The sequence below is a fragment of the Allobosea sp. LjRoot90 genome, from assembly GCF_964254315.1.
Taxonomy (GTDB): domain Bacteria; phylum Pseudomonadota; class Alphaproteobacteria; order Rhizobiales; family Beijerinckiaceae; genus Allobosea.
The window spans coordinates 143,148-169,171 of the sequence record NZ_CAXUTF020000008.1; the positions used below are offsets into that span (position 1 = coordinate 143,148).

Here is a 26,024-nt window from a genome sequence, read left to right on the forward strand (position 1 = left end):
CGCTCACAGCGGCTTCTTGATCCATTTGGCGATCATGCCGACGATGCCTTCGCGGAAGAGCAGGACGCAGATCACGAAGACGACGCCCTGCACGACCGTGACCCAGGCTCCGAGCGTCGCCAGGAAGTTCTGCATCGAGACGATGACGATGGCGCCGACGATCGGGCCGAAGACCGTGCCGAGCCCGCCGACCAGCGTCATCAGCACGACCTCGCCCGACATCGACCAATGCACGTCGGTGAGCGACGCCAGCTGGAAGACGATCGCCTTGGTCGCGCCGGCGAGCCCGGCGATCCCGGCCGAGAGCACGAAGACGGCGAGCTTGTACTGGCTGGCGCGATAGCCGAGCGAGATGGCGCGCGGCTCGTTATCGCGGATCGCCTTGCAGACCTGGCCGAAGGGCGAGTGGATGACGCGGTAGATCAGCAGGAGTCCACCCATGAAGACCGCGGCGACGAGCCAGTAGAGTGCACGGTCGTCAGCGAGGCTGAAGAGGCCGAAGAGCTTGCCGCGCGGCACTGCCTGGATGCCGTCCTCGCCGCCGGTGAAGCGCGGCGTCTGCAGCGAGAAGAAGAACGCCATCTGCGCCAGCGCCAGCGTGATCATGGCGAAGTAGATGCCCTGGCGGCGGATGGCGAGCGCGCCAAAGGCGAGCCCGAGCAGGGCAGCGATAAGCGTGCCGGCGAGGATGGCGAGTTCCGGCGTCAGTCCCCAGTTCTTGGCCGTGTAGGCGCTGACATAGCTCGCCATGCCGAAATAGGCGGCGTGGCCGAAGGAGAGCAGGCCGCCATAGCCGAGCAGAAGATTGAAGGCGAGCGCGAACAGCGCAAAGCACAGCACCTTCATCACGAAGACCGGGTAGGCGACGAAGGGCGCGATCACGAGCGCGATCGCAATGCCGATCATCAGGTTGCGGTGCAGCCGCGCCGTGCTGTCGTCGACCTCGCCAATGGCGAGAGCGGCGGCGGGAGCCTCGGTGGAAGCGATGTCTGCCATCTCAATTCCTCACGCGGCGCGGCCGAACAGGCCGGCCGGCTTCACCAGAAGCACGATCGCCATGATGATGAAGATCACAGTCGCCGAGGCTTCCGGATAGAATACCTTGGTCAGCCCCTCGACCAGACCGAGCGAGAAGCCGGTGACGATCGCGCCCATGATCGAGCCCATGCCGCCGATCACCACCACAGCGAAGACGACGATGATCAGGTCGGCGCCCATGTTCGGGTTGACCGAGTAGATCGGCGCGGCGAGCACCCCGGCGAAGGCGGCGAGCGCGACTCCGAAACCGTAGGTCAGCGTCACCAGCAGCGGCACGTTGATGCCGAAAGCCTGGGTCAGGGTCGGGTTCTCGGTCGCGGCGCGCAAATAGGAGCCGAGCTTGGTCTTCTCGATCATGAACCAGGTGGCGAGGCAGACGATGAGCGAGGCGATCACGACCCAGGCGCGATAGGTCGGCAGGAACATGAAGCCGAGATTGTAGCCGCCGCGCAATTCGGCCGGGATCTGGTAGGGCAGGCCGGAGGAGCCATAGTTGTTGCGGAAGACGCCCTGGATGATCAACGCCAGACCGAAGGTCAAAAGCAGCCCATAGAGATGGTCGACATGGGCGATGCGCTTCAGCAGGAAGCGCTCGATCACCACGCCGGTGATACCGACCGCGATCGGCGCCAGCAGCAGCGCCGCCCAGTAGTTGATGCCGAGATAGTTCAGGCACATCCAGGCGACGAAGGCACCCATCATGTACTGGGCACCGTGGGTGAAGTTGATGATGTTGAGCAGACCGAAGATCACCGCCAGGCCGAGGCTTAGGATCGCATAGAACGAGCCGTTGATCAGGCCGAGCAGAAGCTGGCCGAACAATGCCTGCGGCGGGACACCCAAGAGCTCGAACATGCGATCGACCATTCCGTGAAAGCTGATCCGGGGCTGGAGCCGGATCCGATCAGGTTGGAAACAACCTGATCGGTGAATCCGTCTCCAACTTGGAGATAGAGACCGTTTTTCCGATCGCTTGCGATGCAAGCTGATCGGAACTGGCTCTACCGGCCCCGGCAGAGTGTGTCGTGGGGCTTTTCAGCCCGTCACTTCTTGACGAGCGGGCACTCGCTCTCGGCCAGCGGCTTGAAGGCCTCGTCCGCCTTCAGCACCGCGATCTGCTTGTAGTAATCCCACGGCGCCTTCGATTCCGACGGCTTCTTGACCTCGAACAGGTACATGTCGTGCATCTTGCGGCCGTCGACGCGGACCGAGCCCTTGCCGAACAGCGGATCGTCGGTCGGCAGTTCCTTCATCTTGGCCATGACGGCCGCCGAATCCTTGCTCTTGGCCGCCTCGACCGCCTTCAGATAGTGCAGCATGCCGGAATAGACGCCGGCCTGGACCATGGAAGGCTTCTTGCCGCCGTTGAGCTTGGCGAAACGCTCGGACCAGGCGCGGGTCTGGTCGTTCATGTCCCAGTAGAAGGACTCGGTCAGGACGAGGCCCTGAGCCGTCTGCAGGCCGAGCGCATGCACGTCCGTGGCGAAGACCAAAAGGCCGGCCAGCTTCTGCCCGCCGGCGACGATGCCGAACTCACCCGCCTGCTTGATCGAGTTGATGGTGTCGCCGCCGGCATTGGCGAGGCCGATGACCTTGGCCTTGGATGCCTGCGCCTGCAGCAGGAAGGACGAGAAGTCCGTACCGGGGAACGGCGTGCGGACCACGCCGAGCACCTTGCCGCCGGACTTGGTCACCACTGCCGAGGTATCGCGCTCGAGCGCATGGCCGAAGGCGTAGTCGGCGGTGAGGAAGAACCAGCTGTCGCCGCCGGCCTTGGTCATGGCACCGCCGGTGCCCTGGGCGAGCGCGTAGGTGTCGTAGGTCCAATGGACCGTGTTCGGTGAGCAGGCCTTGCCGGTCAGGTCCGAGGAGGCGGCGCCGGAGTTGATGTGGACCTTGTTCTTCTCGCGGGTGATCTGGTTGACCGCGAGCGCGACCGAGGAGGTCGGCACGTCGAGGATCAGGTCGACGCCGTCCTGATCGTACCATTGCCGGGCGATCGTCGAGCCGACGTCGGGCTTGTTCTGGTGGTCGGCCGAGACGATCTCGACCTTGATGCCCTTATCGGCCGCCTTGAAGTCCTCGACCGCAAGGCGCGCGGCGATCACCGAGCCCTCGCCGGAGAGGTCGGCATAGAGGCCGGAGCGGTCGTTGAGCACGCCGGCCTTGACCGAGATCTGCTGCGCCAGCGCCGGCGAGGCCATCAGCGCGCCGAGCGCCGTGGCCGCGAGCAATGTCTTGAGCTGCATGTTCCTGTCTCCCTGAGATGTCTGGTGTTCGTTAGGTTCTTGTTGGACGCGTTGCGTCAGACGCCGAGATAGCTGTGGAGCTTGTCGATATTAGCGTCGAGTTCCGGATTGGGGATCATGTCGACGATTTTGCCCTGCTCGACGACATAATGCCGGTCCGCCACGGTCTGGGCGAAGCGGAAATTCTGCTCGACCAGGACGATGGTGAAGCCCTTCTGCTTCAGCATGCGGATGGTGGCGCCGATCTGATCGATGATGACGGGCGCCAGCCCTTCGGTCGGCTCGTCAAGCAGCAGCAGATTGGCGCCGGTGCGCAGGATGCGGCCGATCGCCAGCATCTGCTGTTCGCCGCCCGAGAGCTTGGTGCCCTGGCTCTTCAGCCTCTCCTTGAGATTGGGGAAGAGCGTGAAAATCTGCTCGACCGGAAGCCCGCCGGGCTTCACCTGCGGCGGCAGCAAAAGGTTCTCCTCGACCGAGAGCGTCGAGTAGATGCCGCGCTCTTCCGGCACATAACCCAGGCCGAGCCGGGCGATGGCGCGTGAGGGCAGCCCGATCGTCTCCTGCCCAGCGAAGGTGACCGAGCCCTTGCGCTTGCCGATCACGCCCATGATCGACTTCAGCGTCGTGGTCTTGCCGGCGCCGTTGCGGCCGAGCAGCGTCACCACTTCGCCCTCGCTGACATGAAGCTCGATGCCGTGCAGGACATGGCTCTCGCCATACCAGGCCTCGAGCCCGCGCACCGCGAGCAGGGGCTTGGCTCCCACCGTCGCAGGGCGCTCCAGCACCGCTTCAGTGACCATGGCCGACCCCCGATCCGATATAGGCCTCGATCACGCGCGGATCCTTCGAGACGGCGGCATAGTCGCCCTCGGCCAGGACCTGGCCGCGAGCGAGCACGGTGATGCGATCGCAGAGCGAGGCGACGACAGAGAGATTGTGCTCGACCATCAGGATGGTGCGGTCCTTCGAGACCTTGCGGATCAGCGCCTCGATGCGCTCGATGTCCTCGCGGCCCATGCCGGCCATCGGCTCGTCGAGCAGCAGCATCTCGGGCTCGAGCGCCAGCGTCGTCGCGATCTCGAGCGCGCGCTTGCGGCCATAGGAGAGCTCGCCCGCCGGCAGATCGGCGAAAGCCGATAGGCCGACCGCCTCGACCAGGCGCAGCGCCTCGGCATCGAGCGGGGAGAGCACCTTCTCCGAGCGCCAGAAATCGAAGGAGTCGCCGCGCTTTCTCTGCAGCGCCACCCGGACATTGGTCTTGACCGAGAGCTGCGGGAACACCGCCGAAATCTGGAAAGAGCGCACCAGCCCGAGCCGCGCGATCTCGGCCGGCTTCTCACGGGAGATATCGCGGCCGTTATAGACGATCTGGCCCCGTGTCAGCGGCAGGAACTTGGTCAATAGGTTGAAGCAGGTCGTCTTGCCCGCACCGTTCGGGCCGATCAGCGCGTGGATCGACCCGCGCCTGACCTTCAGATCGACGCCATTGACGGCTGTGAAGCCGGCGAATTCTTTTGTGAGGCCTGAGGTCGATAGAATAATATCCTCAGACATCCGCCCTTAACCTTAGTCATTGCTGGATTGTTCGTTTCCCCGGGCGGCATGCTGCACCGCGCATATCGCCCATGTCAACGGCGCGGGTGTGCGCAAAAGCCCATGCCGGGCACGCGAAGCGCTCGCTTCTAGACGAAAGGCTTATGCCTAAAGACCAAGATGCCCCGGGGATCAGGCCCGACGCGCCCCGTCCCTGACAACCGCAGCCGCGAAGACCGAGGCGATCTCGTGCAGGCGGAGCAGATAATCCTCGCAGGACGGCTGCTGGCCATATTTCGCGCCAGCGGCGGCACGCATGATCGTCGCGATCAGGGTGTCCAGCGGAAGGCCGCTGCGTTCGATCGTAATCTCGCCCTGCGCGGCGGCATCCTCGAATAGTTGGCGGGCGAGGTCGATGAAGATCGCCTCGAAGGCGACGAGCTCGGCTCCGGCAATGCTGACCATCACCGCCTTGAGCTCGCCGAGATGTTCGCCGGCGCTGAAAGCACTGAAGGCGGTGCCGTGATGGGCGGCCATCAATGCGGCCAGCCGTTCAGAGAACGGGCCCGGCGTCGCCAACGCCTCGCGGCAACGTGTCTCGACTTGGCCCCCAAGGCCCGCGAGCATGGCCCGGAAGACGTCATCCTTGCCTTTGAAATGGAGGTAGAGCGTGGCGCGGGCAACGCCGGCCTCGCGCGCGATGTCGTCCATCGAGGTGCGCTTGTAGCCATAGCGGGCGAAGAGACGCAGAGCCGCCTCCGCGATCTGCTCGATGCGGCCCTTGCCGTCCTCGCCGGACGTTATGGAACTTTCGCTGCGGTCGCTCATTTGCAGTCTTGACAGAATCCAAACTGTCGGCGACTATTCTAGTTAGACGCAAAACGTCTAACTCGTCTAGTCGCGCGACCCAAGACGACGGATCACCGCCCGCCTTCTGATATGTCAGAACGGGCCTGCGAGCGAGCCTCGATCCGGCTGCCATGGTGCCGCGCTGCGTCATGACCGCGATCCTGCGAGGCAGCCATGGTCCACTCAATCAATATCAACGGCACGACGCATCGCGTCGACGTCGACGACGACACCCCTCTGCTCTGGGTGCTGCGCGACAATCTCGGCCTGACCGGCACCAAGTTCGGCTGCGGCGTCGCCCAATGCGGCGCCTGTACCGTCTACATGGACGGCCAGCCGCTGCGCTCCTGCTCGATACCCGTCTCCGCCATAGGCGAGGCCAAGATCACCACGATCGAGGCGCTCGCCGGCAAGGAGGCGCAAGCCGTGCAGGCCGCCTGGGTCAAGCACGACGTGCCGCAATGCGGCTATTGTCAGTCCGGCCAGGTGATGAGCGCGATCGCGCTGCTCACCGAGATCCGCAAGCCGACCGATCGCGACATCGACCTCGCGATGAACGGCAATCTCTGCCGCTGCGCAACTTACGTCCGCATCCGCGCCGCGATCCACGACGCCGCACGCACGCTGGAGGGCTGAGCCATGACCGCGCACGACATCTCCCTCTCCCGCCGCAATCTGCTGAAGGGCGCCGGCGCCCTCGTCATCGGCCTCAGCCTGCCACAAGCCGGCCGAGCGCAATCGGGCGCCGCGCAGGCCTTCCGGCCGGGCGGTGCCGCGACTTTCGCGCCGAACGCCTTCGTCAGGATCGCCGCCGACGACACGGTCACCGTCCTCGTCAAACATATCGAGTTCGGCCAGGGCCCATTCACCGGCCTCGCCACCCTCGTTGCCGAGGAACTCGACGCCGATTGGGGCCAGATGCGGGCCGAGCACGCGCCGGCCGACGTCAAGCTCTACGCCAACCTCGCTTTCGGCGTGCAGGGCACCGGCGGCTCGACCGCGATCGCCAATTCCTATGAGCAGATGCGCAAGGCCGGCGCCACCGCCCGCGCCATGCTGGTGCAGGCCGCCGCCGAGGCCTGGAAGGTTCCGGCCGGCGAGATCACCGTCGAGAAGGGCGTGCTGAAGCACGCCTCCGGCAAGCAGGGTCGCTTCGGCGAGTTCGCCGAGGCCGCCTCCAAGCTCCAGGCCCCAGCCGACGTCAAACTCAAGGACCCCGCGCAGTTCCAGCTGATCGGCAAGGAAGGCGCGGTCAAGCGCCTCGACAGCCAGGGCAAATCGACCGGCAAGACGCAATTCACCATCGACATCCGCACGCCCGAGATGCTGACCGTCGTCGTCGCCCGGCCGCCGCGCTTCGGCGGCAAGGTCGCCTCCTTCGACGCGACCGAAACGAAGAAAATCAAGGGGGTCGTCGACGTCCAGCAGATCGGCTCGGGCGTCGCCGTCTACGGCACCGGCATGTGGCCGGCACTGAAGGGCCGCGAGGCGCTGAAGGTCACCTGGGACGAGAGCGGCGCCGAAAAGCGTGGCAGCCGTGAGCTCATCGCCGAGTACCGGGCGCTCGCCCGCACACCAGGCACGCTCGCGGGCAAGCACGGCGATGCCGATGCCGTTCTCGCCAAGGCCGAGAAGGTGATCGAAGCGGAGTACGTCTTCCCCTATCTGGCGCATGCGCCGATGGAGCCGCTCGACGGCTACCTCGAATGGAATGCACAGGGCGCACTGGCGCGCTTCGGCAGCCAGTTCCAGACCACCGAGCACCTGACCATCGCCACCGTCCTCGGCCTGCCGCCGGAGAAGGTACAGATCGAGACCATGCTGGCTGGCGGCTCCTTCGGCCGGCGCGCCCAGGTCAGCCAGCATCTGGCGGCGGAGCTCGCCATGGTCGGCAAGGCGATCGGCCCGAACCGGCCGGTCAAGCTGGTCTGGACCCGCGAGGACGACCTCGCTGGCGGCTACTACCGGCCGCTCTTCGTGCATCGCATGCGCGGCGCGGTGAAGGACGGAAAGATCACCGCCTGGAGCAACAGCATCGTCGGCCAGTCCTTCTTCCTCGGCACGCCCTTCGAGGCGATGACGGTGAAGGACGGCATCGACGCCACCATGGTCGAGGGCGCCAATGAACTGCCCTACGAGGTCGCCGATTTCCGCTGCGAGGTGCACGCGACCAAGGTCGGCGTGCCGACGCTGTGGTGGCGCTCGGTCGGCCATACCCACACCGGCTATGCCGTCGAGTGCTTTATCGACCAGCTCCTGCAGGAGGCCGGGCAGGATCCGGTCGCCGGGCGGCTCGCCTTGATGGGCAAGCATCCGCGCCTTGTCGGCGTGCTGAAGGCGGTGGCCGAAATGGCGAAGTGGAACGGCCCGGGCCCGGTCGATGGCCGCGCCCGCGGTGTCGCCGTGGTCGAGAGCTTCAACTCCTATGTCGCGCAGATCGCCGAGGTCTCGCTCGGCGAGGGCGGCGAGCCCAAGGTGCACAAGGTCTGGTGCGCGGTCGATTGCGGCGTCGCGGTCAATCCCGACATCATCCGCGCCCAGATGGAGGGTGGCATCGGCTTTGGGCTCGGCCACATCCTCTATGGCGAGTTGACGCTCGATCAGGGCCGACCGGTCCAGACCAATTTCGACAGCTATCGCTCGCTGCGCATCCACGAGATGCCCGAGGTCGAGGTCAGGATCATAGCCTCGGTCGAGAAGCCGACCGGCGTCGGCGAGCCCGGCGTGCCACCGATCGGGCCGGCTGTCGCCAACGCGCTGGCGCGGCTCGGCCGCGGGCGGCCGCTCTCGCTGCCGATGGTTGGAGGAACGGTGTGATGCGTGGCCTTGCTGTTCCCGTCGCCCTCGCCGGCCTCGGACTGGCGCTCGCCGGCAGCGCGCTGACCTTCGCGCAGACCGCGCCGGCGCCGCAGCCGGGCGGGGCCAGCTTACGCCCGGCTGCGAGCTTCGCCGGCATCGCCAATCAGCGCGACCGCTCGGTCGCGCTGTTCAACGAAATCGGCAAGGTCCTGCAGCATCCGCGTTGCATGAATTGCCACCCCGCAACCGAGCGGCCGCGTCAAACCGACACGAGGCAGCTGCACCAGCCGATGGTGGTGCGCGGCAAAGACGGGCACGGCGCGCCCGGCCTCGCCTGTACCACTTGCCACGGCAAGCAGAACTTCGACCCGGCCGGCGTTCCCGGCGACGGTCACTGGGCGCTGGCCCCGGCTTCGATGGCCTGGGAAGGCAAGACGCTTGGCCAGATCTGCGAGCAGCTCAAGGACCAGAACCGCAACGGCAGCCGGGACCTCGCCGCGATCGTCAAGCACGTCACCAGCGACACGCTGGTGCTCTGGGGCTGGAATCCCGGCAAGGGACGCCAGCCGGCGCCGGGGACGAATGCCCAGTTCGGCGAGTTGATGCAGGCCTGGGCGAATAGCGGAGCAGCCTGCCCGGCGGCTTAGGACTAGCGGAACGGCGGCTCGTCGAAGCTCCTGAGCTTGCGCGAATGGATCTGTGAGCCGGCTTCCTTGAGCTTCTCAAGCGCGGCGAGGCCGATCTTGAGGTGCTCGCCGACGGCGCGCTCATAGAAGGCGTTGGCGGCGCCGGGCAACTTGATCTCGCCGTGCAGCGGTTTGTCGGAGACGCAGAGCAAGGTGCCGTAGGGCACCCGCAAGCGATAGCCCTGCGCCGCAATGGTGCCCGATTCCATGTCGACCGCGATGGCGCGCGAGAGGTTGATGCGCTTGCGCTCCTTGGTCCAGCGCAGCTCCCAGTTGCGATCGTCCTGCGTCACGACGGTACCGGTGCGCAGGCGCTGCTTCAGCCTGTCGCCCTTCTCGCCGGTGACTTCGGCCGCCGCCTCTTGCAAGGCGACCTGGACCTCGGCCAGGGCCGGGACCGGCACGTCGGGCGGCACCAGCTCGTCCAGGATGCCGTCCTGCCGGAGATAGGCGTGGGCGAGGACGTAGTCGCCGATGATCTGCGTCTGGCGGAGCCCACCACAATGGCCGACCATCAGCCAGCAATTGGGTCTCAGCACCGCAAGATGGTCGGTGATGTTCTTGGCGTTGGAGGGGCCGACGCCGATGTTGACGAGAGTCACGCCCTCGCCGCTCTCGCGGAGCAGGTGATAGGCCGGCATCTGGAAGCGGTGCCAGGGCGCCGACATCACCCGCTCGGCGGCGCTGACGTCGATGCCATCACGGTCGATGCGAATGCCGCCCGGAGCGACCAGCGCCTGCGCCGTGCCGGCCTCGATCTCGGCCAAGGCGAGCCGGACGAACTGGTCGACATAGCGGTGATAGTTGGTCAGCAGCACCCAGGGCTGCACGGCGCGCCAGTCGGTGCCGGTATAGTGCACCAGCCTCCGGAGCGAATAATCGACCCGGACCGCATCGAACAGCGAGAGCGGGCGCGGCTCGCCCTCGACGATCTCGAAGGTGCCGTCGGCAATCTCGTCGCCGACCAGCGCCAATAGCGGCGTCGGGAAATGCCGGGCGAGCTCGGCGGCCGTGACGGTTCCGCGGCCGAGCTCGTCGCCGCCGTCGAGCGCGTAGGGGTAAGGAATCTCCTGGCTGCTGATGCCGGTCTCGATGGTCGCGCCGTATTCATCGACCAGCGGCTGGAGCTGGTCGAGCAGATAGGTGCGGAACTCGGCCGGCTGCGTCACCGTGGTCGAGTAGATGCCTGGCGCGGCGAATTTGGCGTAGCCGCGCCGCGTCGCCGCCGGCAGCTTCGACGGTTCGTAGGTGACGCGCAGCATCGGGTAGCGATAGAGCGCCCGCTCATCCAGCGTCGGCGGCTGCGCCGTCTCGAAGAAGCGCTGCAGGTCATTGCGCAACGCCGTCCGCGCCTGGTCGTAGAGCAGCTCCAGCCGGTCGACGGCCTCCTGCGGCGTGGCGGCGATCTCGAATGTCATGCGCGAACGACCTCTCGTTCGCCGTGCTTGTAGCGGTGAGCACACGTCGCTGACAACAGTGCGCACAGAGCCGTGGTCATCAAGCAGGGATTGCATTGGCCAGGCGGCGCGCCATGCTTCCATCGGCTCCTTGTGTGTCTATCATTTTTGGATACAATTATCCTATGACGACTACGCGCCTTGCCGCCGCCACAACTGCCTCCGCCCTCGCGCAGCGCCTGCGCGACGCGATCGATGCAGGTCACTGGCAGCCGGGCGATCTGTTGCGTCAGGAGCAACTCGCGGCCGCGTATGGCGTCAGCCGCATCCCGGTGCGCGAGGCGCTGGCCCAGCTCCAGACTGAAGGATTGCTGGAGGTCGCGCATTATCGCGGCGCGCGCGTGAGCCGGCCGCAGGCGCAGGAGATCGACGAGCTCTTCGACCTCAGGCTGATGGTCGAGGGCGATCTGCTGGTACGGGCGCTCGGCCAGCACGACCAGCGCTCGCTGCGCGAGCTCAAGCGACTGCAGGATGCTCTAGAGGATGCCGACGGCCGGCTCGGCTGGATCGCCGGCGACATCGCCTTCCACGAAGCACTGTACGGGCCAGCAGAACGGCCGCGCAGCCTCGCTCTGTTCCGCCAATTGCGCGCGCCGATCGATCGGTTCAGCGCCCAGGCGCTCGGCCCCGGCGCGCGCAAGCAGGGCTGGGCGGATGAGCACCGCCAGTTGATCGCCGCCGTCGCAGCCGGTGACGGGATGGCAGCCCAAAATATCCTCTCGCAGCATCTGCAGGCGACGCGTGCGGTCGTGCTCGCAGCCTGCTCGGAACAGGGAGAGAGTTGATGGCGACGCATGGCGCGACGGTCACCTGGCAACGCGGCGAGGAGGTTTTCCTCGATCGCCGCTACAGCCGCGCCCATCTCTGGCGCTTCGATGGCGGGTTGGAGGTGCCGGCGTCGAGCTCGCCGCATGTGGTGCGCGTGCCCTTCTCGAACCCGGCCAATGTCGATCCCGAGGAAGCCTATGTCGCGGCTCTGTCGAGCTGCCATATGCTCTGGTTCCTCGACCTGGCCTCCCGGCGTGGCTTCCGCATCGACAGCTATGCCGACGACGCCGAAGGCGCGATGCTGAAGAATGCCGACGGGCAAGACTGGATCGCGACAGTGACGCTCATGCCGCATGTCGTCTTCAGTGGCCCGCTGGCGCCGGACGGGGCCGTCGTCGAGGCGCTGCACCACGAAGCTCACGCGAACTGCTTCCTGGCCAATTCGGTGCGCTCGACGATCGAGACTCGCGGTAGCTGGGACTATCGGGGCGGGGCCTGAGATGGGCACCGCATAGGAGGGATCGGGCATGTCGATCGAAGCGACCATCGACCGTTATTGCGAGGCCTGGTCCGATCCTGAGCCGGCAGCGCGCGCCGCGACGCTGGCCGAAGTCTGGGCAGAGGGCGGGCGCTACACCGACCCCAGGGCCGATGCTTACGGCGCCGAGGCACTGCTCGGCCATATCGCCGGGGTGCAGGCGCAGCGCCCTGGCGCCCGCGTCGTCAGGACGAGTGCGGTCCAGCATCACCACGGCTTTGCCCGCTTCGCCTGGCGAGTAATCGAGGCTGACGGCACCATGCTGCCGGAAGGGCTCGACCTCGCGATGATCGGCGATGACGGCCGGATCACGCAGATCATCGGCTTCTTCGGCGCATTACCCTCCAAGGCTCCGACTGCCAGCTGACCGAGCCGCCTAACGGATGGGCAGCGCCAATTACTGCGCCGCCAGCAGGCCGTCTTCGGCAACGAGCCGGCCGATGAAACCGAGCTGGCGGTCGACGCAGGCGTCGCGCTCATAACGCGCAATGATCGTCTGGCGCGCAGCCGCGCGCAGCGGCACCAGCTCGGCCTTCCTGTCGACTGCGGCGATCACCGTCTTCGCCAGCCGCGCCTCGTCGAAGAAGGGGGCGAGCAGGCCGTTGACGCCGTGGCGGATGACCTCCTGGACCGGCGGCGTGGCCGAGCCGACGATCAGGGCACCGCAGGCCATTGCCTCCAGCATCGACCAGGACAGGACGAAGGGAACGCTCAGATAGACATGGGCGGCGGAGACCTGGAACAGCCTGACCAGATCGGCATGGGCGAGCCAGGGAATATGGACGATGCGATCGGCAAGCCCGGTTTCCGCCAGCATCACCTCGCGCCAGAGGCGCCCGTCCGGGCGCGGCCGGCCATAGCCCGGGCCATCGCCGCCAACCGCGACGAAGAGCACATCGGGACGTTCCTGTGCGATGCGGGCGGCCGCCCGCATGAATTGCGGATAGCCGCGATAGGGGTCGAGATCGCGGGCGGCGAAGGTGACGACCGGATCGCCTGGGCGGAGCACGCGCCCGTCCGGCAATGTGAATACCGCCTGCGCATCTGGCCGGCAGGCGTTAATATCGATGCCGTCATGGCAAACCGCGATGCGCTGTTGCAGCGCGCGGGGATATTGCAGCTGCTGCCAGCGGGTCGGCGCATAGGCGAAGTCGAGCGTCTGCAGCGTCACCAGTTGGGCGGCGTTGCGCATGCGGATACGCCGCCTCTCCGGCTCCGACACGGTGAAGGCCGGGTCGAAGTCGAGATCGGAGCCGGTCGCGTTGTAGAAGTACTCGCAATAACCGATCAGCGGCACGCCCGGCATCGCATCCTTGGCGAAGAGCATGCCGCCCCAGCCGACATGACCGAGGATGGCATCCGGCCGGTCGTGCCGGTGCAGCTGCGCCAGCTCTGCTGCGACCGCCTCGCCGGTGCGGACATGGTAGTCGGTCGCCGCCAGCGTCGCATGCGCAGTCGCCGGTTCGCCTACCGAATAGGCGATCTGCCTGATCCCAGGGCGGTCCGGCTCCGGCCTCTCCGTCACCAGCGTGACCTCGCCGCCCTCAGCGACGAGGCGCTGGATCAGGTGAGCGAACTGACCAGATCCTGAACGATGAACGAATAGGACGTGCATGAGGCCAGCAGGATCCCGCCATAGCGCAGGGCGTCGCCCCACCATTGTTCGAGGCGCCGCAAGGTGTCGTGGGTGGTCTGGAGGTCGGCGTCGAGATCGATGTCGAGGCCCTGCCCGAACTGGCTGGTCTCGTCGACGAGCTTCAACCGCTCGACGAGAAGCTGCCCTTTCGGCGAGAGCGAAATCCGGGCGAGACGGCGGTCTCGTGGCGAGGCCCCGCGCTCCAGATAACCGCTCTCGACCAGTTGCTTGAGGTTATAGGAGGCGTTCGAGCCGACATAATGGCCGCGATCGAGCAGATCGCGCACTGCGATCTCGCCCGAGCCGATGGTGAACAGCACCATCACTTGCGAAGGCGAGATGTCGTCGACGCCAAGCTTGGTGAGCTCGAGCCTGAGATAATCGAGGAAGCGCCGACTCGCCCGCTCGATCATGCGCGCCAGATCGAGCTGCGACACCGGCGCCCGCGCCGGAGCCGATTCGGGCTCGAGACGGCGGACGCCGTCTCGATGATCTCCATTGAAGCCATTGCCTAGGAATCGAGCGCCGTCATGGGGTTTTAGATGCATTCCCTACTCCGCCTGATCTCGAAATGAGCAGTCAGCCCTCCGAGCCCCTTTGGCTGACGAATAGCCTATACGCAAAGCACATGCCACCCCGAACGGAATGAATTTAAGCTTTTATCGATCCATACATAGTCATGAACTGTTTCAAAATTTGAAATAAAGCACGGTTCCGCCATATTCTTAGCAATTGTCTATATTTCGCAAGGCATCATCTGTCATAATATGGACACGACTTATGTGAGACGCTTTAGACAACGCTCATAATCCGTTATCATCCGCTTTGGCGCATGCGGCGCCCGCTGATGGCCGCCCCCATTCGGAGACCTGCATGAAGGTTGCCACCCAACCTGCCGACGCATTGATTCGAGGTCTGCAGCGCGGTTTTGCCGGCGGGCTGGCCTATGCCGGCTTCCTCAGCTTCTGCGTCAACATCCTGCTGCTGACCGTGCCGCTGTTCATGCTGCAGGTTCAGGATCGCGTCATCGTCAGCCGCAGCTTCGACACTTTGACCATGCTGCTCGTCATCGCGGTCGGAGGGCTCGCGCTCTATGGCGCGGTCGAATTCATCCGCTCGCTGACCTTCCAGACAATGGCGAGCATCTTCGCGCGGCGGCTCAACCTGCCGGCAATGCAGGCCGCCGTCTCGACCTCGTTGGAGAAGGGCTCCGGTCAGGCAACGCAGGCAATCCGCGACCTCAACGAGATTCGCTATTTCATCGCGAGTTCGGCGATCGCGACGCCGCTGGAGGCGATGTGGTCGCCGATCTTCCTCGCCGTGCTCTTCGCCTTCCACTGGGTCTACGGGCTGGTCGGGCTGGCCTCGCTCCTGATCCTGCTGCTGCTCGGCGTCCTCTCCGACATGCTGACCCGGCGCGCGTTGAAGGACGCCAACGAGGAAGGCGTCGCCTCGATCAACGAGATCAGCGCGAGCCTGCGCCATGCCGAGACGATCGAGGCGATGGGCATGCTGCCGGCGCTGTCCAGCCGCTGGCGCGCCAAGCAGGTCGCGATGCTGGAGCATCTCGATCTCGGCACGCGCCGCGGCAAGTTCATCGCAGCCCTGACCCGCTCCAGCCGCATGACCATGCAGCTCGCCATCTATGCGACCGGCGCAGTGCTGATCATCAAGCATGAGGTCACGATCGGGACGCTGATGGCGGCCAGCATCCTGCTCGGCCGGCTGCTCGCTCCATTCGATTCGATGATCTCCGACTGGCGGCAATGGGTCCTCGCCGCCGCGGCCTGGAAGCGCGTGCGTGACCTCCTGCAGTCGCAGAGTTCGCAGCGCCAGAGTGTCCCGACCCCGGCGACGGAAGGCGATCTGGTCATCGATCGGCTGGTCTACGCCCCCAAGGGCGCCGAGCAGACCGTGATCAAGGGCGTCTCCTTCACGCTCCAGCCGGGCGAGGTGCTCGGCCTGGTCGGGCCGTCCGGAGCCGGCAAATCGACGCTGGCCCGCCTGCTCGTCGGCGTGCTCAGGCCGAATGTCGGCGGTGTCTATCTCGACGGCCACAACACCTATCTGTGGGAGCGCGGCTCCTTCGGCGACATGGTCGGCTATCTCCCGCAATCGGTCTCGCTGCTGGACGGCACCATCGCCGAGAACATCGCCCGGATGCGGAAGCCCGATCCGCACGCCATCCTCGAGGCCGCCCGCATCGCCGGCGTGCACGAGCTGATCGGCCGGCTGCCGCTCGGCTACGACACCAATGTCGCCGACGGTGACTTCAAGCTGTCGGGCGGCCAGCGCCAGCGCATCGGCCTGGCGCGGGCGCTCTACGGCATGCCGCGCCTCATTGTGCTCGATGAGCCCAATGCCAACCTCGACGCCGAGGGTGAGCAGAGCCTGATCCGGGCCATCAACGCCGCCCGCGAGAGCGGTGCCATCGTCGTCCTGATCGCGCATCGGCCGTCGGTGATGCAGGTCGTCGACAAGATCCTGGTGCTGCGCGAGGGCCGCGTCGCCCAATTCGGCCCGCGCTCGGCCATCGCCGGCATGATCACGCCCGGCGGCATCGTCGAGCTCGACCCGGCCAAGCAAACATCTACCCCCCGCGAGGTGAGCGCATGAACGAGCTCCCGATGCTGCGCCGACCCGACCGTGCGCTCGTCCCATTGAAGATCGAGGCGGAGCCCGAGGAGCGCATGCCCTCGCTGCGCAATCTCGTCCTCGCCGGCGTCGCCGCGGTGGCGATCGGCTTCGGCGGCTTCGGCGCCTGGGCGGTGACGGCCCGGCTCGACAACGCCGCCGTCGCACAGGGAACCGTCATCGTCGACAGCCGGCGCAAGACGGTGAGCCATCTCGAAGGCGGCATCCTTAAGACCCTGCTCAAGGCCGAGGGCGAGCGCGTCGCCAAGGACGAGCCCCTGCTCAAGCTGGAAGATGCCCGCGCCCGCGCCGAGCTGCAGCAGCTCCAGGCCAAGCGCGTCGGCCTCGAAGCTCGGCTCGCCCGGCTGCGGGCAGAACAGAACGAGACGACCGCGATCGATTTCCCCGACGATATCGCGAAGGCGCTGACGCCGATCGCACGGGAGGTGATCACGGCCGAACGCGTGCTCTTCCGCGCCCGCACCCAGGTCTATGACGGCAAGATCCGCATCCAGCAGCGGGTGATCGAGCAGCATCAGGCCGAGGCCGAGGCGCTGCAGGCGCAGATCGACGCCGTGCGCAACCAGCGCACGCTGATCGACGAGGAAGTGAAGACGATCGCGGACCTCTACGAGAAGCGCTACGCCAAGCGCTCCCAGCTCGTCGAGCTGCAGACCAGGCAGAGTGAGCTTACCGGGCGCGCCGGCGAGATGAAGGCCCGCATGGCCAAGGCCGGACAGGCCGTCGCCGGGGCGGAGCTCGAGATCAAGTCGATCAGCCTCGAACGTCAGAGCGAGATCGCCAAGGATCTGCAGGACAGCCAGCTCCAGCTCTCCGAGGTGGTCGAGCGCATCGTCCAGGCGCAGGACGTGCTGCGCCGGCTCGTGCTGATTTCGCCGCAGGAAGGCATCGTCGCCAATATCCGGATGCGCACTGCCGGCAGCGCCGTCGCCGCGGGCGAGGCGATCCTCGACATCGTGCCCGAGCAGGAGCCGCTGATCGTCGAAGCCAAGGTCGACCCGCGCGATATCGATTCTGTGCGTGTCGGCGCCGACACGCAGGTCAGGCTGACCGCCTTCAATGCGCGGCTCCTGCCCCCGCTTCAGGCGAAGGTCAGCTATGTCGCAGCCGACCAGCTGGTCGATGAGAAGACCGGCATCGCCTTCTTCGTGGTCCGCGCCGAGATCACGCCGGAGAGCCTGCGCGAGAACAAGGTGACGCTGCACGCCGGCATGGCTGCCGAGGTGCTGATCGTCAACGGTCGGCGTTTTGCGGCCGATTACCTGCTCTCGCCGCTCAGGGACAGCTTCAACCGCGCCTTCAGGGAGGATTGAGCTCGCCGGTCGTCCCCGCCCGATGAACGATGCAGCGAAAGCTGCAACGATTATTGCAGAATAAACACTTCGAATTTCGTAGCAACTTCAGGCAATAATCCTTGTTTCAACAATATATAAATAGATAGTAACTTTGCTGCATCGCAAAAAAGTCATAATAGATTGCTTGATAAGAAGAATATCTTGGCTACTCTCTCGCTTGTCGACGATGGCGTCCTTTGGGTTCGCCGTCAGAACCGCACCGTGATCCAGAGAATGCGGGAAACGAATTCCGCAAATCTGGAGGTGCTCTCTGATCACCCAGGAGGTGACAATGGCCACGATCGAAGGCAGTGCATTCGATGATTTCTTGATAGGGACACGTTTCAGCGACGTGATTCTCGCGGGCGCCGGCGACGACATCGTCAAAGGCGGCGCCCAGGTCGACTCGCTCTTCGGCGAGGAAGGTGACGACCTGATCTACGGCGACGGCGGCAACGATTTCCTCTCTGGCGGCGAAGGCGACGATTCGCTCTTCGGCGGCCAGGGTGACGACATCGTCGCCGGCGGCGACGGCAACGACAACCTCTTCGGCGGCGAGGGCGACGACGTCCTCGAAGGCGGAGCGGGCAACGACATCCTGCGCGGCAATGCCGGTGACGACGTGCTGCGCGGTGGCGACGGCGACGATCTGCTCCAGGGCGGGCCGGGTGACGACATCCTGCTCGGCGGCGAAGGCAACGACATCCTGCAGGGTGGCGCCGGAGCCGACGTGCTCGAGGGCGGCGCCGGCAACGACCTCATCCAGGGCGGCGCGGGCGACGATCTGCTCTTCGCCGGTGCGGGCGACGACATCCTCTCCGGCGGCGCCGGCGATGACGTCTTCGTCTTCAATGGCGGCGGCGGCAACGATGTCGTGCTCGACTTCGACGCCGGCCACGATCTGCTGCAGGTCGCGTCGGGCATCAACGGCACCGATATCGGCTCGGCCGAGGACGTGGCGGCACGCGCCACCACGGTCGGCGGCAACGCCGTCATCGACCTCGGCAACGGCGACACCGTGACGATCGTCGGCGTCACCGCCGAAGACATCCAGGCCGATCCGAACTCCTACTTCGCGGTCGCCTGACGCAGCGCGGCGCCGGCCGGAGTTCTCTCTGGCCGGCGCCGCATCCCTGCCCTTTTCGGAACATGGTACCCATGCTCTCTCTCGCACCTGCGCCGGTCGCGGACGGCCTGAGCCCGCAGCTGCATCTGTCCCGGCTGAGCGGCTCGGTCTTCCTGCTGAGCTGGACCATCGAAGCGCCCGTGCTCTCCCGTCCGCGTATTGCGCTGACGGCGCACGAGAAGCGCCTTGCCTCCGGCTCGATCGCGCTCGCCCTCGGCGACGGCCGCATGCGCGTCGTCGTCGTCTTTCGCCATGCCGGCACCGGCGACGTTATAGCGACCTTGTCGGACGACAGCCCGGACGGCGATATCACGGCTCGGTTCGACCCAGACCTCGTCCATGGCATGGCCGATGCGGACGAGCTTGTCCGGGACGCCACGCCGGATGCGCGACGCACACTCGCCAACGCCCTGATCGGCCATTGGCCCAGCCTGTTCGGCCTCAGCGAGAGCGCGAGCTATCTCGGCTTCCTGCGCCAGTTCCTGCTGATCCTCGCCCGCAAGCCGGGCACGGCGACACCTGTCGCCAAGCTCGTCGAAGGCAAGATCCTGCTGGAATCGGCAGTTCCCGGCCGCCTCTCCGGCGTGCGCACTGCCTACAGGCTCGATTCAGGCGGGCTTTCGCGCCTCTCCGCCCGGCCGCGGCTCGGGCGTCCGGATCGTGCCGGCAACCGCCCCTTGCACCTGATAATCGATGAATTTCCGCCGCAGGCAGGTGGCCTGCTGGTCCTGCAGGCCGAGTCCGGCCTGATCGTGCGCGCGGTCACGCCGCGGCAGGACATTCCTTCGCTGGGACGCTGGTGGGCGGGCAAGGCCAGCCAGCGCGACGGCCTGCGCAGCTGGCTCGTCGAGCAGCTCAGCGGTCTCTCCGAGCAGGGCCGCCTGCTGGCGATCGAGATGCAGCGTCGGCTGCCGCTCGCAGTGCAAACCGTGCGGCGCAATGACGACGTCCCCTCGGCCGAACTCGACCTTGCCATCACGACCCCGGCCGGTTTGCTGCTCGGCGGCTGGTATCGCGATGCCGAGGGCGTACTCGACGAGGTGCTGTTGCACCGCGCCGAAGGCGAGCCGACACCGATACTCGATCGGCTGGAAGGTTTCCCAGCTCTGCTGCCGGCCGGCTCCAACGGCGACGTGAAGCGCGCCACCGGCTTCGCGGCGCTGGTCCCCGGCTACGCTTCGGGCGCACCTGTGCTGCAGCCGCGGGTCGAGCTCAGGCTGAAATCCGGCACCGTCCTGTCGCTGCGCCCCGCCGTGCAGCCGGCCGACGCCGTCGCCATCCGCGCCCGCGCCTTGGCGGCGATCCCGCCGCAGCATCTCAGCGCGCAGATGCTGGAGCGGACGATCGCGCCGGTGCTGGCAGAATGCCAAAAGACGCTGCGCGAAAGCCTGCCGGAGCCGCAGGTCAGAAGCTTTGGCAAGGCGCCGGCCAATCCGACGGTCTCGGTCGTGATCCCGCTCTATCGCGTCTACGAGTTCCTGCGCGTGCAGGTCGCCGCCTTCGCGGCCGATCGCTGGTTCGGCGAGAAGGCCGAGCTGATCTACGTGCTCGACTCGCCCGAGCACGAGGCCGAGGTCTCCCATCTCCTCGGCGGGCTCTTCCTCGCCTATGGCCTGCCGATGCAGCTCGTCGTGATGGGCCGCAATGGCGGTTTCTCCGCCGCCTGCAATGCCGGCGCGGCCGCCTCGCGCGGGCCGGTGCTGGCCCTCGTCAACTCGGACGTGATCCCGGACAGCGAAGGCTGGCTGCCCGCATTGGTCCAGCGGCTCGACCGGCACAAGCGTATCGGCGCGGTCGGTCCCAAGCTGCTCTACGATGACGGCTCGCTGCAGCATGCCGGGCTCTACTTCAAGCGCGATAGCAAAGGCACCTGGCTCAACCATCATTACTTCAAGGGCATGCCGAGCCATTACGGGCCGGCCAATGTCGAGCGCCCGGTCCCCGGCGTCACCGGCGCCTGCATCGTCCTGTCCCGAGCGCTGTTCATGGAGGTCGGTGGCTTCGACGACAGCTATGTCATCGGCGACTACGAGGACAGCGACCTCTGCCTCAAGATCGCCCGGGCCGGGCTCGGCATCGTCTACGTCCCGAGCGTCTCGCTCTATCATCTCGAGCGCCAGTCGATCTCGAAGAGCCTCGACTACACCCGCGGCGTCGCCTCGCAGCATAATTCCTGGCTCCAGACGAAGCGCTGGGACGGCCAGATCGAGGCACTGATGGCGGCGGTCGACACACCCGCGCCGCAACAGCCCGTGCCGGCGTCGGACTTTCGTTCGGACCCTGAATTTCTCCTCTCCCGCGCCAACCTCAGGAGGGCGACAGCGGCATGACGGCGACCCTGGCCTTGCAACAGACCACGCCGGAACCGGCTCCCGCGATCGGGCCAGCGACCCCCGAGCTCGCCTGGCTGATGGCCCATGTCCAGACGAACCGTTTCCTGCCGCACCCACCGCTGGATTCGATCTTCGTCGGCGACGGCGACTATCGCGCCATCGGCGCCGAGTTCCTCGGCCATTTCGTCCGGATCGGGCGGCTGAAGCCAGATGAGCGCGTCTTCGACATCGGCTGCGGCATCGGCCGCATGGCAGTGCCGCTGACGCAATATCTCGACCCCGAGCGCGGCAGCTATGACGGGATGGATCCCGTCATGGACGGCATCCTCTGGTGCGCCCAGACAATCACGCCGGCCTATCCGCGCTTCCGTTTCCAGCGCCTCGACATCGCCCATCCGCTCTACAATCCGCAGGGTTCGCTACCGGGCAACGAAGTGCGCTTCGGTTTCGCCAACCAGAGCTTCGACTTCATCGCCATGACCTCGGTGGCGACGCATCTGCCGCCGGACGAGCTCGTGGTCTACCTGCACGAGGCGGCGCGCCTGCTCGCACCGGGCGGAAGGCTGTTCCTGACCGCCTTCGCCCTCGACGGGCAGGCGACCGGCCAGGAGCGGCTGAAGTTCCGGCGCTGGGGCGAGGGCCCCGGCTGGTATGCGATCGAGGAGGCGCCGCTGGCGGCCGCCGGGATCGATGCCGGCTTCCTGCTCGAACACGCGACGCAGGCCGGCCTTGCCGTCGAACGGCTCGACCCCGGCCATTGGCGCGGCCAGAGCGCGGCCCACTACCAGGACCTGCTGGTCGCGGTGAAACCGGGAGTCCGCCGATGAGCCGGCGCATCCTCGTCGTCGCCCATAATCATCCGGATTTGCATCCCGGCGGCACCGAGATCTTCGCCCACGATTTGGCGAAGGCCTACCGCGCCGAGGGCTGCGAGGTGCTCTTCCTCGGCGCGACCAATGCGATCCATCGCCAGCCGCATCCCGGTACCGCCTTCCAGGCGACCGGAGCGGATGGCGACCTGCTGTTGTGGAGCGGCCATTTCGACCGCTTCCATCTCAGCCAGATCGACCATTACGGCACTTTGCAGGATCTCGGTTCGCTGCTGACCGAATTCCGGCCGGACGTGATCCACGTCCACCATCTCGTGCTGATCGGCGCCGAGTTCCTGGCGCTGGCGCGGCGGTTGCTGCCACAGGCGTCGATCGTGATGACGCTGCACGACTACTATTCGATCTGCCACCATGACGGGCTGATGGTGCGGGCGAGCGACAAGCAGCGCTGCACCGGCGCCACGCCCGGCAAATGCCATGGCTGCTTCCCCGAGATCGGGCCGGACCGCTTCCTGCTGCGCGAGCGCTTCCTCAAGACGCATCTTGCCGCCGTCGATCGCTTCGTCGCGCCGAGCCGTTTCCTGCGCCAGCGCTACATCGACTGGGGCCTGTCGGGCGAGAAGATCGAGGTCGTCGCCAATGCAAGGCCAGGACAGGTCCCGGTGCCGCACCGGCACACCCATGGCGCCCGCAATCGCTTCGGTTATTTCGGCAACCTCAACCCATGGAAGGGCGTGCTGCCCCTCCTTCAGGCCGCCAGGCTCCTGCGTGAGCAGGGAGTGGACGGGTTCGAGCTGCGCATCCATGGCGGCGCGCCATTTCAAAGTGAAAGCTTCACCTCCGCCCTGAACAAGGCGCTGGCAGAGGCTGGCGCAGAAGTCATCCATTGCGGCCCCTATCGCCGCGACGAGATGCCGGCGTTGATGGCCGAGATCGACTGGGTGGTGATGCCGTCGATCTGGTACGAGAACGCCCCTCTCGTCATCCAGGAAGCCTTTCAGCACCGGCGGCCGGTGATCGCCAGCAATATCGGCGGCATGGCCGAGATGGTGCGCGATGGCGTCGACGGACTGCATGCCCGTCCCGGCGATCCCCGCCATCTCGCGCAGATAATGGCGCGCGCCGCGAGCGAGGACGGGCTCTGGCGCCGCCTAAGCGAGGGCATCGCGCCCCAACCAGGCATGGACGACTGCGCGCAGGCGCACCTTGCCCTGTTCGATCAACTCAAACTGGCGGAGGCGGCATGACCAGCATGACGACGATGCACAGTCCGGATGGGACCGTGACCGAAGCGAGCATCATCCCGGCCCGGCTCAACGGGCGCGTCGATGCGCTCGACGGCAACCGGCTGCATGGCTGGATCTGGGACGAGACGCGTCCTGAGGAGCGGCTGACCGTGCGCCTGATGCGCCACGGCCTCAAGGTGCAGGAGGCGGTCGCCGACCAGAGCCGCATCGACCTGCGCCGCAACGGCATCGGCGACGGCAGGCATGCCTTCGCCATGGAACTCGACGACAGGACCGCGGCGGCGCGTGATGCGCTGACCATCGTCGGTGTCTCGCCAAGTACCGGCGCCGAGCTCGAACTGCGCCTGCCGCCACCGGCCGAACTCGCGGCGGAGGCGGCGATCGCCGTGCCGCTGGCCCGGTTCTTCGATCGCGTCGAGGCGCTGATCGCCTTGCAGCGGCGCTCGCAGCTGACCCAGAAGGAGTTGCTCGACAAGGTCGGCGAGCTCGGCGTGCAGCTGGCGGAGCATCGTCAGCGCGAGGCCGAGACCAAGCAATCGGAGGAGATCGAAGGCAACGGCGCGATCGCGGCGCGACTCGCCGAGCTCGACGTCTTCCAGATGCGCTTCGACCAGACGCTGCGGGCCTTCGACGATCGGCTGGTCGCTATCCGCAAGGAAGCGAAGGCGCCGTTGCGGCAGGTCACCGTGGTGCTCGGCTTCCTCGCGGGCCTCGCGGCGCTGCTCTCCTTCGTCACGCTCACCGTCACACTGATGGGCAGGTGAGCATGAACGAGGTCATCATCCCCGAACGGACCAGGGTCAGCCCGGCGCCGACGGTCGCCTGGACGCCGCTCGGCGAGAACGCGATCCTGATCATGAGCGCCTGCGACGCGATCCCCGGCAAGGTGCCGGTCGCGGTCGACGGCAATCCGCGCAACAAGGTCGAGACGATGGCGCTGACCTGGCGCCGGCCGCAGGCTGAGCCCGCGCAGGCCGTCGGCTTCCTCTGCCTTGCGCCCGCCCCCTCACCGGACCGCGGTTCCGGCGCGATCCTGCTCGGCCGGCCCGGCCGACCCTTGCGGCTGATCCTGGCACCAAAGCCGATGCCGCTGCAGGCCTTCCTCGCCGCACTCGCGGACGAGGCCGGCCAGGCCTTCCCGACCGTGGTCGACGGGCTGCTGGAAGTGCTGCTCGCCGGCAAGTCGAACCCGCGGCGCCTGCGCGCCGTCGGCATGCTCCTGCAATCGGTCGCCAAGCCCGGCGGCTTCGTCGAGGTCATGGGGCCGCTCGACGACGGCATCTTCGTGCAGGGCTGGACCGCGAATTTCGCCGCCGGGCGGACCAAGCTGCTGGTTGCGCATGGGGGGCTCTCGCCGGCCGTGCTGGAAGCAGGAACCTTCGAGCGCGACGACCTCGGCGAGGGCGCGCGTGGCTTCTTCGGCCTGCTGGAAGAATGCGCCGTCCGCCATCCCAGCGAGATCGAGCGGCTGTTCTTCCGGGCCACTGACGGCTGGCGCGCACTCGAAGTCTATGAGCGCCATGTCGTGCTCGAGCAGATCACCGTTCCGGGCCATCTGCGCGACGGGCTGCAGCGCGGCACCGCGCCTGCTGCCACGACCGAGAAGCTCAAGCAGGCTTCGCAGCGCTTCGATGGCCGCGACACCATCTCCTTCCTCGATCAGCCGGTGCGGGCCGGCATCGACGACGCCACCATCGTCGAGGGCACCGGCGTCCTCATCATCGGCTGGCTGTTCGATCCCGACCGCCTCACCGGCGACGTCGTGCTGCGCAGCGGCACGCAGTCCTGCACCATCGACAAGACCTGGACACGTGCCGTGCGGCCCGACGTCACCGCCGCCTTCGCCGAGGATCCGCGCTTCGGACCGGCCATGGCGAGCCGGCGCAACAGCCATGGCTTCATCGTCTTCGCGCCCAAGCTGCTGCCGGAACCGGGGCAACCGCTCTATCTCGAATTCGAGGTCGAGGGCCACGGCCCCGCCTTCCTGCCGCTCGCACCCGGCCGCAACCCGGCGCGGCGTGCGCTGGAGCGGGTCTTCGGCCTGCTCGACCCGCGCTCGTCAACCGCGACAGCCGTCGTCGAAAAGCAGATCGCGCCTGCCCTGCAAGCCGCCGAGATCGCGCCGCCCAAGGTCATCGAGACGCACGACATCGGCCGCTTCAACGCCGATGCTGCCATGGGCCTGGTGATCGGCCTCGATCATCGCCAGCGCGAGCTCTCCAGCCTGTTCGCACTGCTCGCGATCGATCCGGAAATCAGGCCGCTGCCGATCGTCGTCGCCGCCCCCGGCGAAAGCTTCGACCGGCTCGGCGCCGAGGCGCGCCGGCTGGCGCGCTTCTATGGGCTCCATGTCCGGCTCGTCCTGGTCGAGGGCGTCGAGGATACCTGCGATGCGCTGGAAGCGGGCGTCCGCGCCTGCCGCTTCCAGACCGTGGCGCTGCTCTCCGGCGCGGCCCAGATCCGGATGCCGGGCTGGCTCGGGCGCCTCGAGCGCGCCTATCGCGGCCGCGGTGGCCACTGCGTTGCCAGCCCGACCCTGCTGTTCGAGGACAATTCGATCCGCTGGGCCGGGGCCTGGCTCGAAGGCGAAGGCGCCGGACGACGGGTCTACAACCGTTTCGTCGGCTATCCGCTCGATGCGATCGGCAGCCTCGGGCCGATGGAGGTCGCTGCCGGCGCGACCGAATGCTGCGTGATGTCGCGCAATGCCTTCCTCGAGGTGGACGGCTTCTCGCGCAGCTACTTCACCACCGGCGAGAAGGGTCTCGATCTCTGCCTGAAGCTCAGGATGAACGGCGTGCCGTCGCTCTGGGTGCCCGAGGTCGAGATCTATGTCGTCGAGGACGGCGAGATCCGTCCCCATGTCGGCGCGCTGATCAGCCTCGCCGACCGCACCAGTTTCGACCGGCGCTGGGCGCTGGCCATTTCCAACATGAGAGGATGAGC

Annotated in this window: 23 protein-coding genes; 14 read left to right on the plus strand and 9 right to left on the minus strand. The window is 66.7% G+C overall.

Annotation, left to right across the window (positions count from 1 at the left end; genetic code table 11):
• Positions 1 to 3 precede the first annotated feature (3 nt).
• From ACSQ3M_RS24540 to ACSQ3M_RS24565, 6 genes are all read right to left on the minus strand, one after another.
• Positions 4 to 996, minus strand: a complete 993-nt coding sequence (locus ACSQ3M_RS24540; RefSeq protein WP_436152688.1) for a branched-chain amino acid ABC transporter permease — start codon at positions 994 to 996, stop codon at positions 4 to 6.
• A gap of 9 nt (positions 997 to 1,005) precedes the next feature.
• Positions 1,006 to 1,893: a branched-chain amino acid ABC transporter permease gene (locus ACSQ3M_RS24545; RefSeq protein ID WP_436097205.1), complete on the minus strand. Its 888-nt coding sequence runs from the start codon at positions 1,891 to 1,893 to the stop codon at positions 1,006 to 1,008.
• A 188-nt stretch (positions 1,894 to 2,081) separates the two neighbouring features.
• Positions 2,082 to 3,287: an ABC transporter substrate-binding protein gene (locus ACSQ3M_RS24550; protein WP_436152689.1), complete on the minus strand. Its 1,206-nt coding sequence runs from the start codon at positions 3,285 to 3,287 to the stop codon at positions 2,082 to 2,084.
• Between the two features lie 56 nt (positions 3,288 to 3,343).
• A complete protein-coding gene (locus ACSQ3M_RS24555) occupies positions 3,344 to 4,087 on the minus strand; it encodes an ABC transporter ATP-binding protein (RefSeq protein ID WP_436152690.1) in 744 nt (247 codons plus the stop codon).
• A complete protein-coding gene (locus ACSQ3M_RS24560; protein ID WP_436152691.1) occupies positions 4,077 to 4,841 on the minus strand; it encodes an ABC transporter ATP-binding protein in 765 nt (254 codons plus the stop codon). Before ACSQ3M_RS24560 ends, ACSQ3M_RS24555 begins: the two co-directional genes overlap by 11 nt.
• Before the next feature lie 171 nt (positions 4,842 to 5,012).
• The gene (locus tag ACSQ3M_RS24565; RefSeq protein ID WP_436152692.1) at positions 5,013 to 5,648 is read right to left on the minus strand and encodes a TetR/AcrR family transcriptional regulator; all 636 of its coding nucleotides are present in this window, start codon (positions 5,646 to 5,648) and stop codon (positions 5,013 to 5,015) included.
• A gap of 195 nt (positions 5,649 to 5,843) precedes the next feature.
• Here ACSQ3M_RS24565 and ACSQ3M_RS24570 point away from each other — a divergent pair, with 195 nt between their 5' ends.
• From ACSQ3M_RS24570 to ACSQ3M_RS24580, 3 genes are read left to right on the plus strand one after another with little or no spacing between them, the layout of a single operon-like run.
• Positions 5,844 to 6,305 (plus strand): (2Fe-2S)-binding protein, encoded by a 462-nt coding sequence (locus ACSQ3M_RS24570; RefSeq protein WP_436152693.1) that lies wholly within the window; start codon positions 5,844 to 5,846, stop codon positions 6,303 to 6,305.
• A 3-nt stretch (positions 6,306 to 6,308) separates the two neighbouring features.
• Positions 6,309 to 8,486, plus strand: a complete 2,178-nt coding sequence (locus ACSQ3M_RS24575) for a molybdopterin cofactor-binding domain-containing protein (RefSeq protein WP_436152694.1) — start codon at positions 6,309 to 6,311, stop codon at positions 8,484 to 8,486.
• Positions 8,486 to 9,115, plus strand: coding sequence for an Isoquinoline 1-oxidoreductase subunit (locus ACSQ3M_RS24580; protein ID WP_436152695.1), 630 nt, complete (start codon positions 8,486 to 8,488; stop codon positions 9,113 to 9,115). The genes ACSQ3M_RS24575 and ACSQ3M_RS24580 overlap by 1 nt, the downstream gene beginning before the upstream one ends.
• A 2-nt stretch (positions 9,116 to 9,117) precedes the next feature.
• Here the strand turns inward: ACSQ3M_RS24580 and ACSQ3M_RS24585 are convergent, their stop codons facing one another.
• Positions 9,118 to 10,572 carry an AMP nucleosidase gene (locus ACSQ3M_RS24585; protein ID WP_436152696.1) on the minus strand — a complete coding sequence of 485 codons (1,455 nt, stop codon included), beginning with the start codon at positions 10,570 to 10,572 and terminating at the stop codon, positions 9,118 to 9,120.
• A 164-nt stretch (positions 10,573 to 10,736) separates the two neighbouring features.
• On the opposite strand from ACSQ3M_RS24585, the gene ACSQ3M_RS24590 reads away from it, so the two are divergent.
• From ACSQ3M_RS24590 to ACSQ3M_RS24600, 3 genes are read left to right on the plus strand one after another with little or no spacing between them, the layout of a single operon-like run.
• On the plus strand, positions 10,737 to 11,396 hold the full coding sequence (locus tag ACSQ3M_RS24590) for a GntR family transcriptional regulator (protein ID WP_436152697.1): 660 nt from the start codon (positions 10,737 to 10,739) through the stop codon (positions 11,394 to 11,396).
• On the plus strand, positions 11,396 to 11,878 hold the full coding sequence (locus ACSQ3M_RS24595; protein WP_436152698.1) for an OsmC family protein: 483 nt from the start codon (positions 11,396 to 11,398) through the stop codon (positions 11,876 to 11,878). The genes ACSQ3M_RS24590 and ACSQ3M_RS24595 overlap by 1 nt, the downstream gene beginning before the upstream one ends.
• 28 nt (positions 11,879 to 11,906) lie before the next feature.
• Positions 11,907 to 12,284, plus strand: coding sequence for a nuclear transport factor 2 family protein (locus tag ACSQ3M_RS24600; RefSeq protein ID WP_436152699.1), 378 nt, complete (start codon positions 11,907 to 11,909; stop codon positions 12,282 to 12,284).
• Positions 12,285 to 12,314: 30 nt separating this feature from the next.
• On the opposite strand, the gene ACSQ3M_RS24605 is transcribed toward ACSQ3M_RS24600, so the two are convergent.
• Both ACSQ3M_RS24605 and ACSQ3M_RS24610 read right to left on the minus strand, forming a co-directional pair.
• Positions 12,315 to 13,532 (minus strand): glycosyltransferase, encoded by a 1,218-nt coding sequence (locus ACSQ3M_RS24605; protein WP_436152700.1) that lies wholly within the window; start codon positions 13,530 to 13,532, stop codon positions 12,315 to 12,317.
• Positions 13,481 to 13,990, minus strand: coding sequence for a MarR family winged helix-turn-helix transcriptional regulator (locus ACSQ3M_RS24610; protein ID WP_436152701.1), 510 nt, complete (start codon positions 13,988 to 13,990; stop codon positions 13,481 to 13,483). Before ACSQ3M_RS24610 ends, ACSQ3M_RS24605 begins: the two co-directional genes overlap by 52 nt.
• 436 nt (positions 13,991 to 14,426) lie before the next feature.
• Here ACSQ3M_RS24610 and ACSQ3M_RS24615 point away from each other — a divergent pair, with 436 nt between their 5' ends.
• The 8 genes from ACSQ3M_RS24615 (at position 14,427) to ACSQ3M_RS24650 (ending at position 26,022) form a co-directional block, all read left to right on the plus strand.
• Positions 14,427 to 16,169, plus strand: coding sequence for a type I secretion system permease/ATPase (locus ACSQ3M_RS24615; RefSeq protein ID WP_436152702.1), 1,743 nt, complete (start codon positions 14,427 to 14,429; stop codon positions 16,167 to 16,169).
• Entirely contained in the window at positions 16,166 to 17,521 is a 1,356-nt protein-coding gene (locus tag ACSQ3M_RS24620; RefSeq protein WP_436152703.1) for an HlyD family type I secretion periplasmic adaptor subunit, read from the plus strand. Before ACSQ3M_RS24615 ends, ACSQ3M_RS24620 begins: the two co-directional genes overlap by 4 nt.
• Before the next feature lie 313 nt (positions 17,522 to 17,834).
• Entirely contained in the window at positions 17,835 to 18,629 is a 795-nt protein-coding gene (locus ACSQ3M_RS24625; protein ID WP_436152704.1) for a calcium-binding protein, read from the plus strand.
• Between the two features lie 71 nt (positions 18,630 to 18,700).
• Positions 18,701 to 20,998 carry a glycosyltransferase gene (locus ACSQ3M_RS24630; RefSeq protein ID WP_436152705.1) on the plus strand — a complete coding sequence of 766 codons (2,298 nt, stop codon included), beginning with the start codon at positions 18,701 to 18,703 and terminating at the stop codon, positions 20,996 to 20,998.
• Positions 20,995 to 21,828 carry a class I SAM-dependent methyltransferase gene (locus ACSQ3M_RS24635; protein ID WP_436152706.1) on the plus strand — a complete coding sequence of 278 codons (834 nt, stop codon included), beginning with the start codon at positions 20,995 to 20,997 and terminating at the stop codon, positions 21,826 to 21,828. The genes ACSQ3M_RS24630 and ACSQ3M_RS24635 overlap by 4 nt, the downstream gene beginning before the upstream one ends.
• Positions 21,825 to 23,078 carry a glycosyltransferase family 4 protein gene (locus ACSQ3M_RS24640; protein WP_436152707.1) on the plus strand — a complete coding sequence of 418 codons (1,254 nt, stop codon included), beginning with the start codon at positions 21,825 to 21,827 and terminating at the stop codon, positions 23,076 to 23,078. Before ACSQ3M_RS24635 ends, ACSQ3M_RS24640 begins: the two co-directional genes overlap by 4 nt.
• Positions 23,075 to 23,842 carry a hypothetical protein gene (locus ACSQ3M_RS24645; RefSeq protein ID WP_436152708.1) on the plus strand — a complete coding sequence of 256 codons (768 nt, stop codon included), beginning with the start codon at positions 23,075 to 23,077 and terminating at the stop codon, positions 23,840 to 23,842. The genes ACSQ3M_RS24640 and ACSQ3M_RS24645 overlap by 4 nt, the downstream gene beginning before the upstream one ends.
• 2 nt (positions 23,843 to 23,844) lie before the next feature.
• Entirely contained in the window at positions 23,845 to 26,022 is a 2,178-nt protein-coding gene (locus ACSQ3M_RS24650) for a glycosyltransferase family 2 protein (protein ID WP_436152709.1), read from the plus strand.
• Positions 26,023 to 26,024 lie beyond the last annotated feature (2 nt).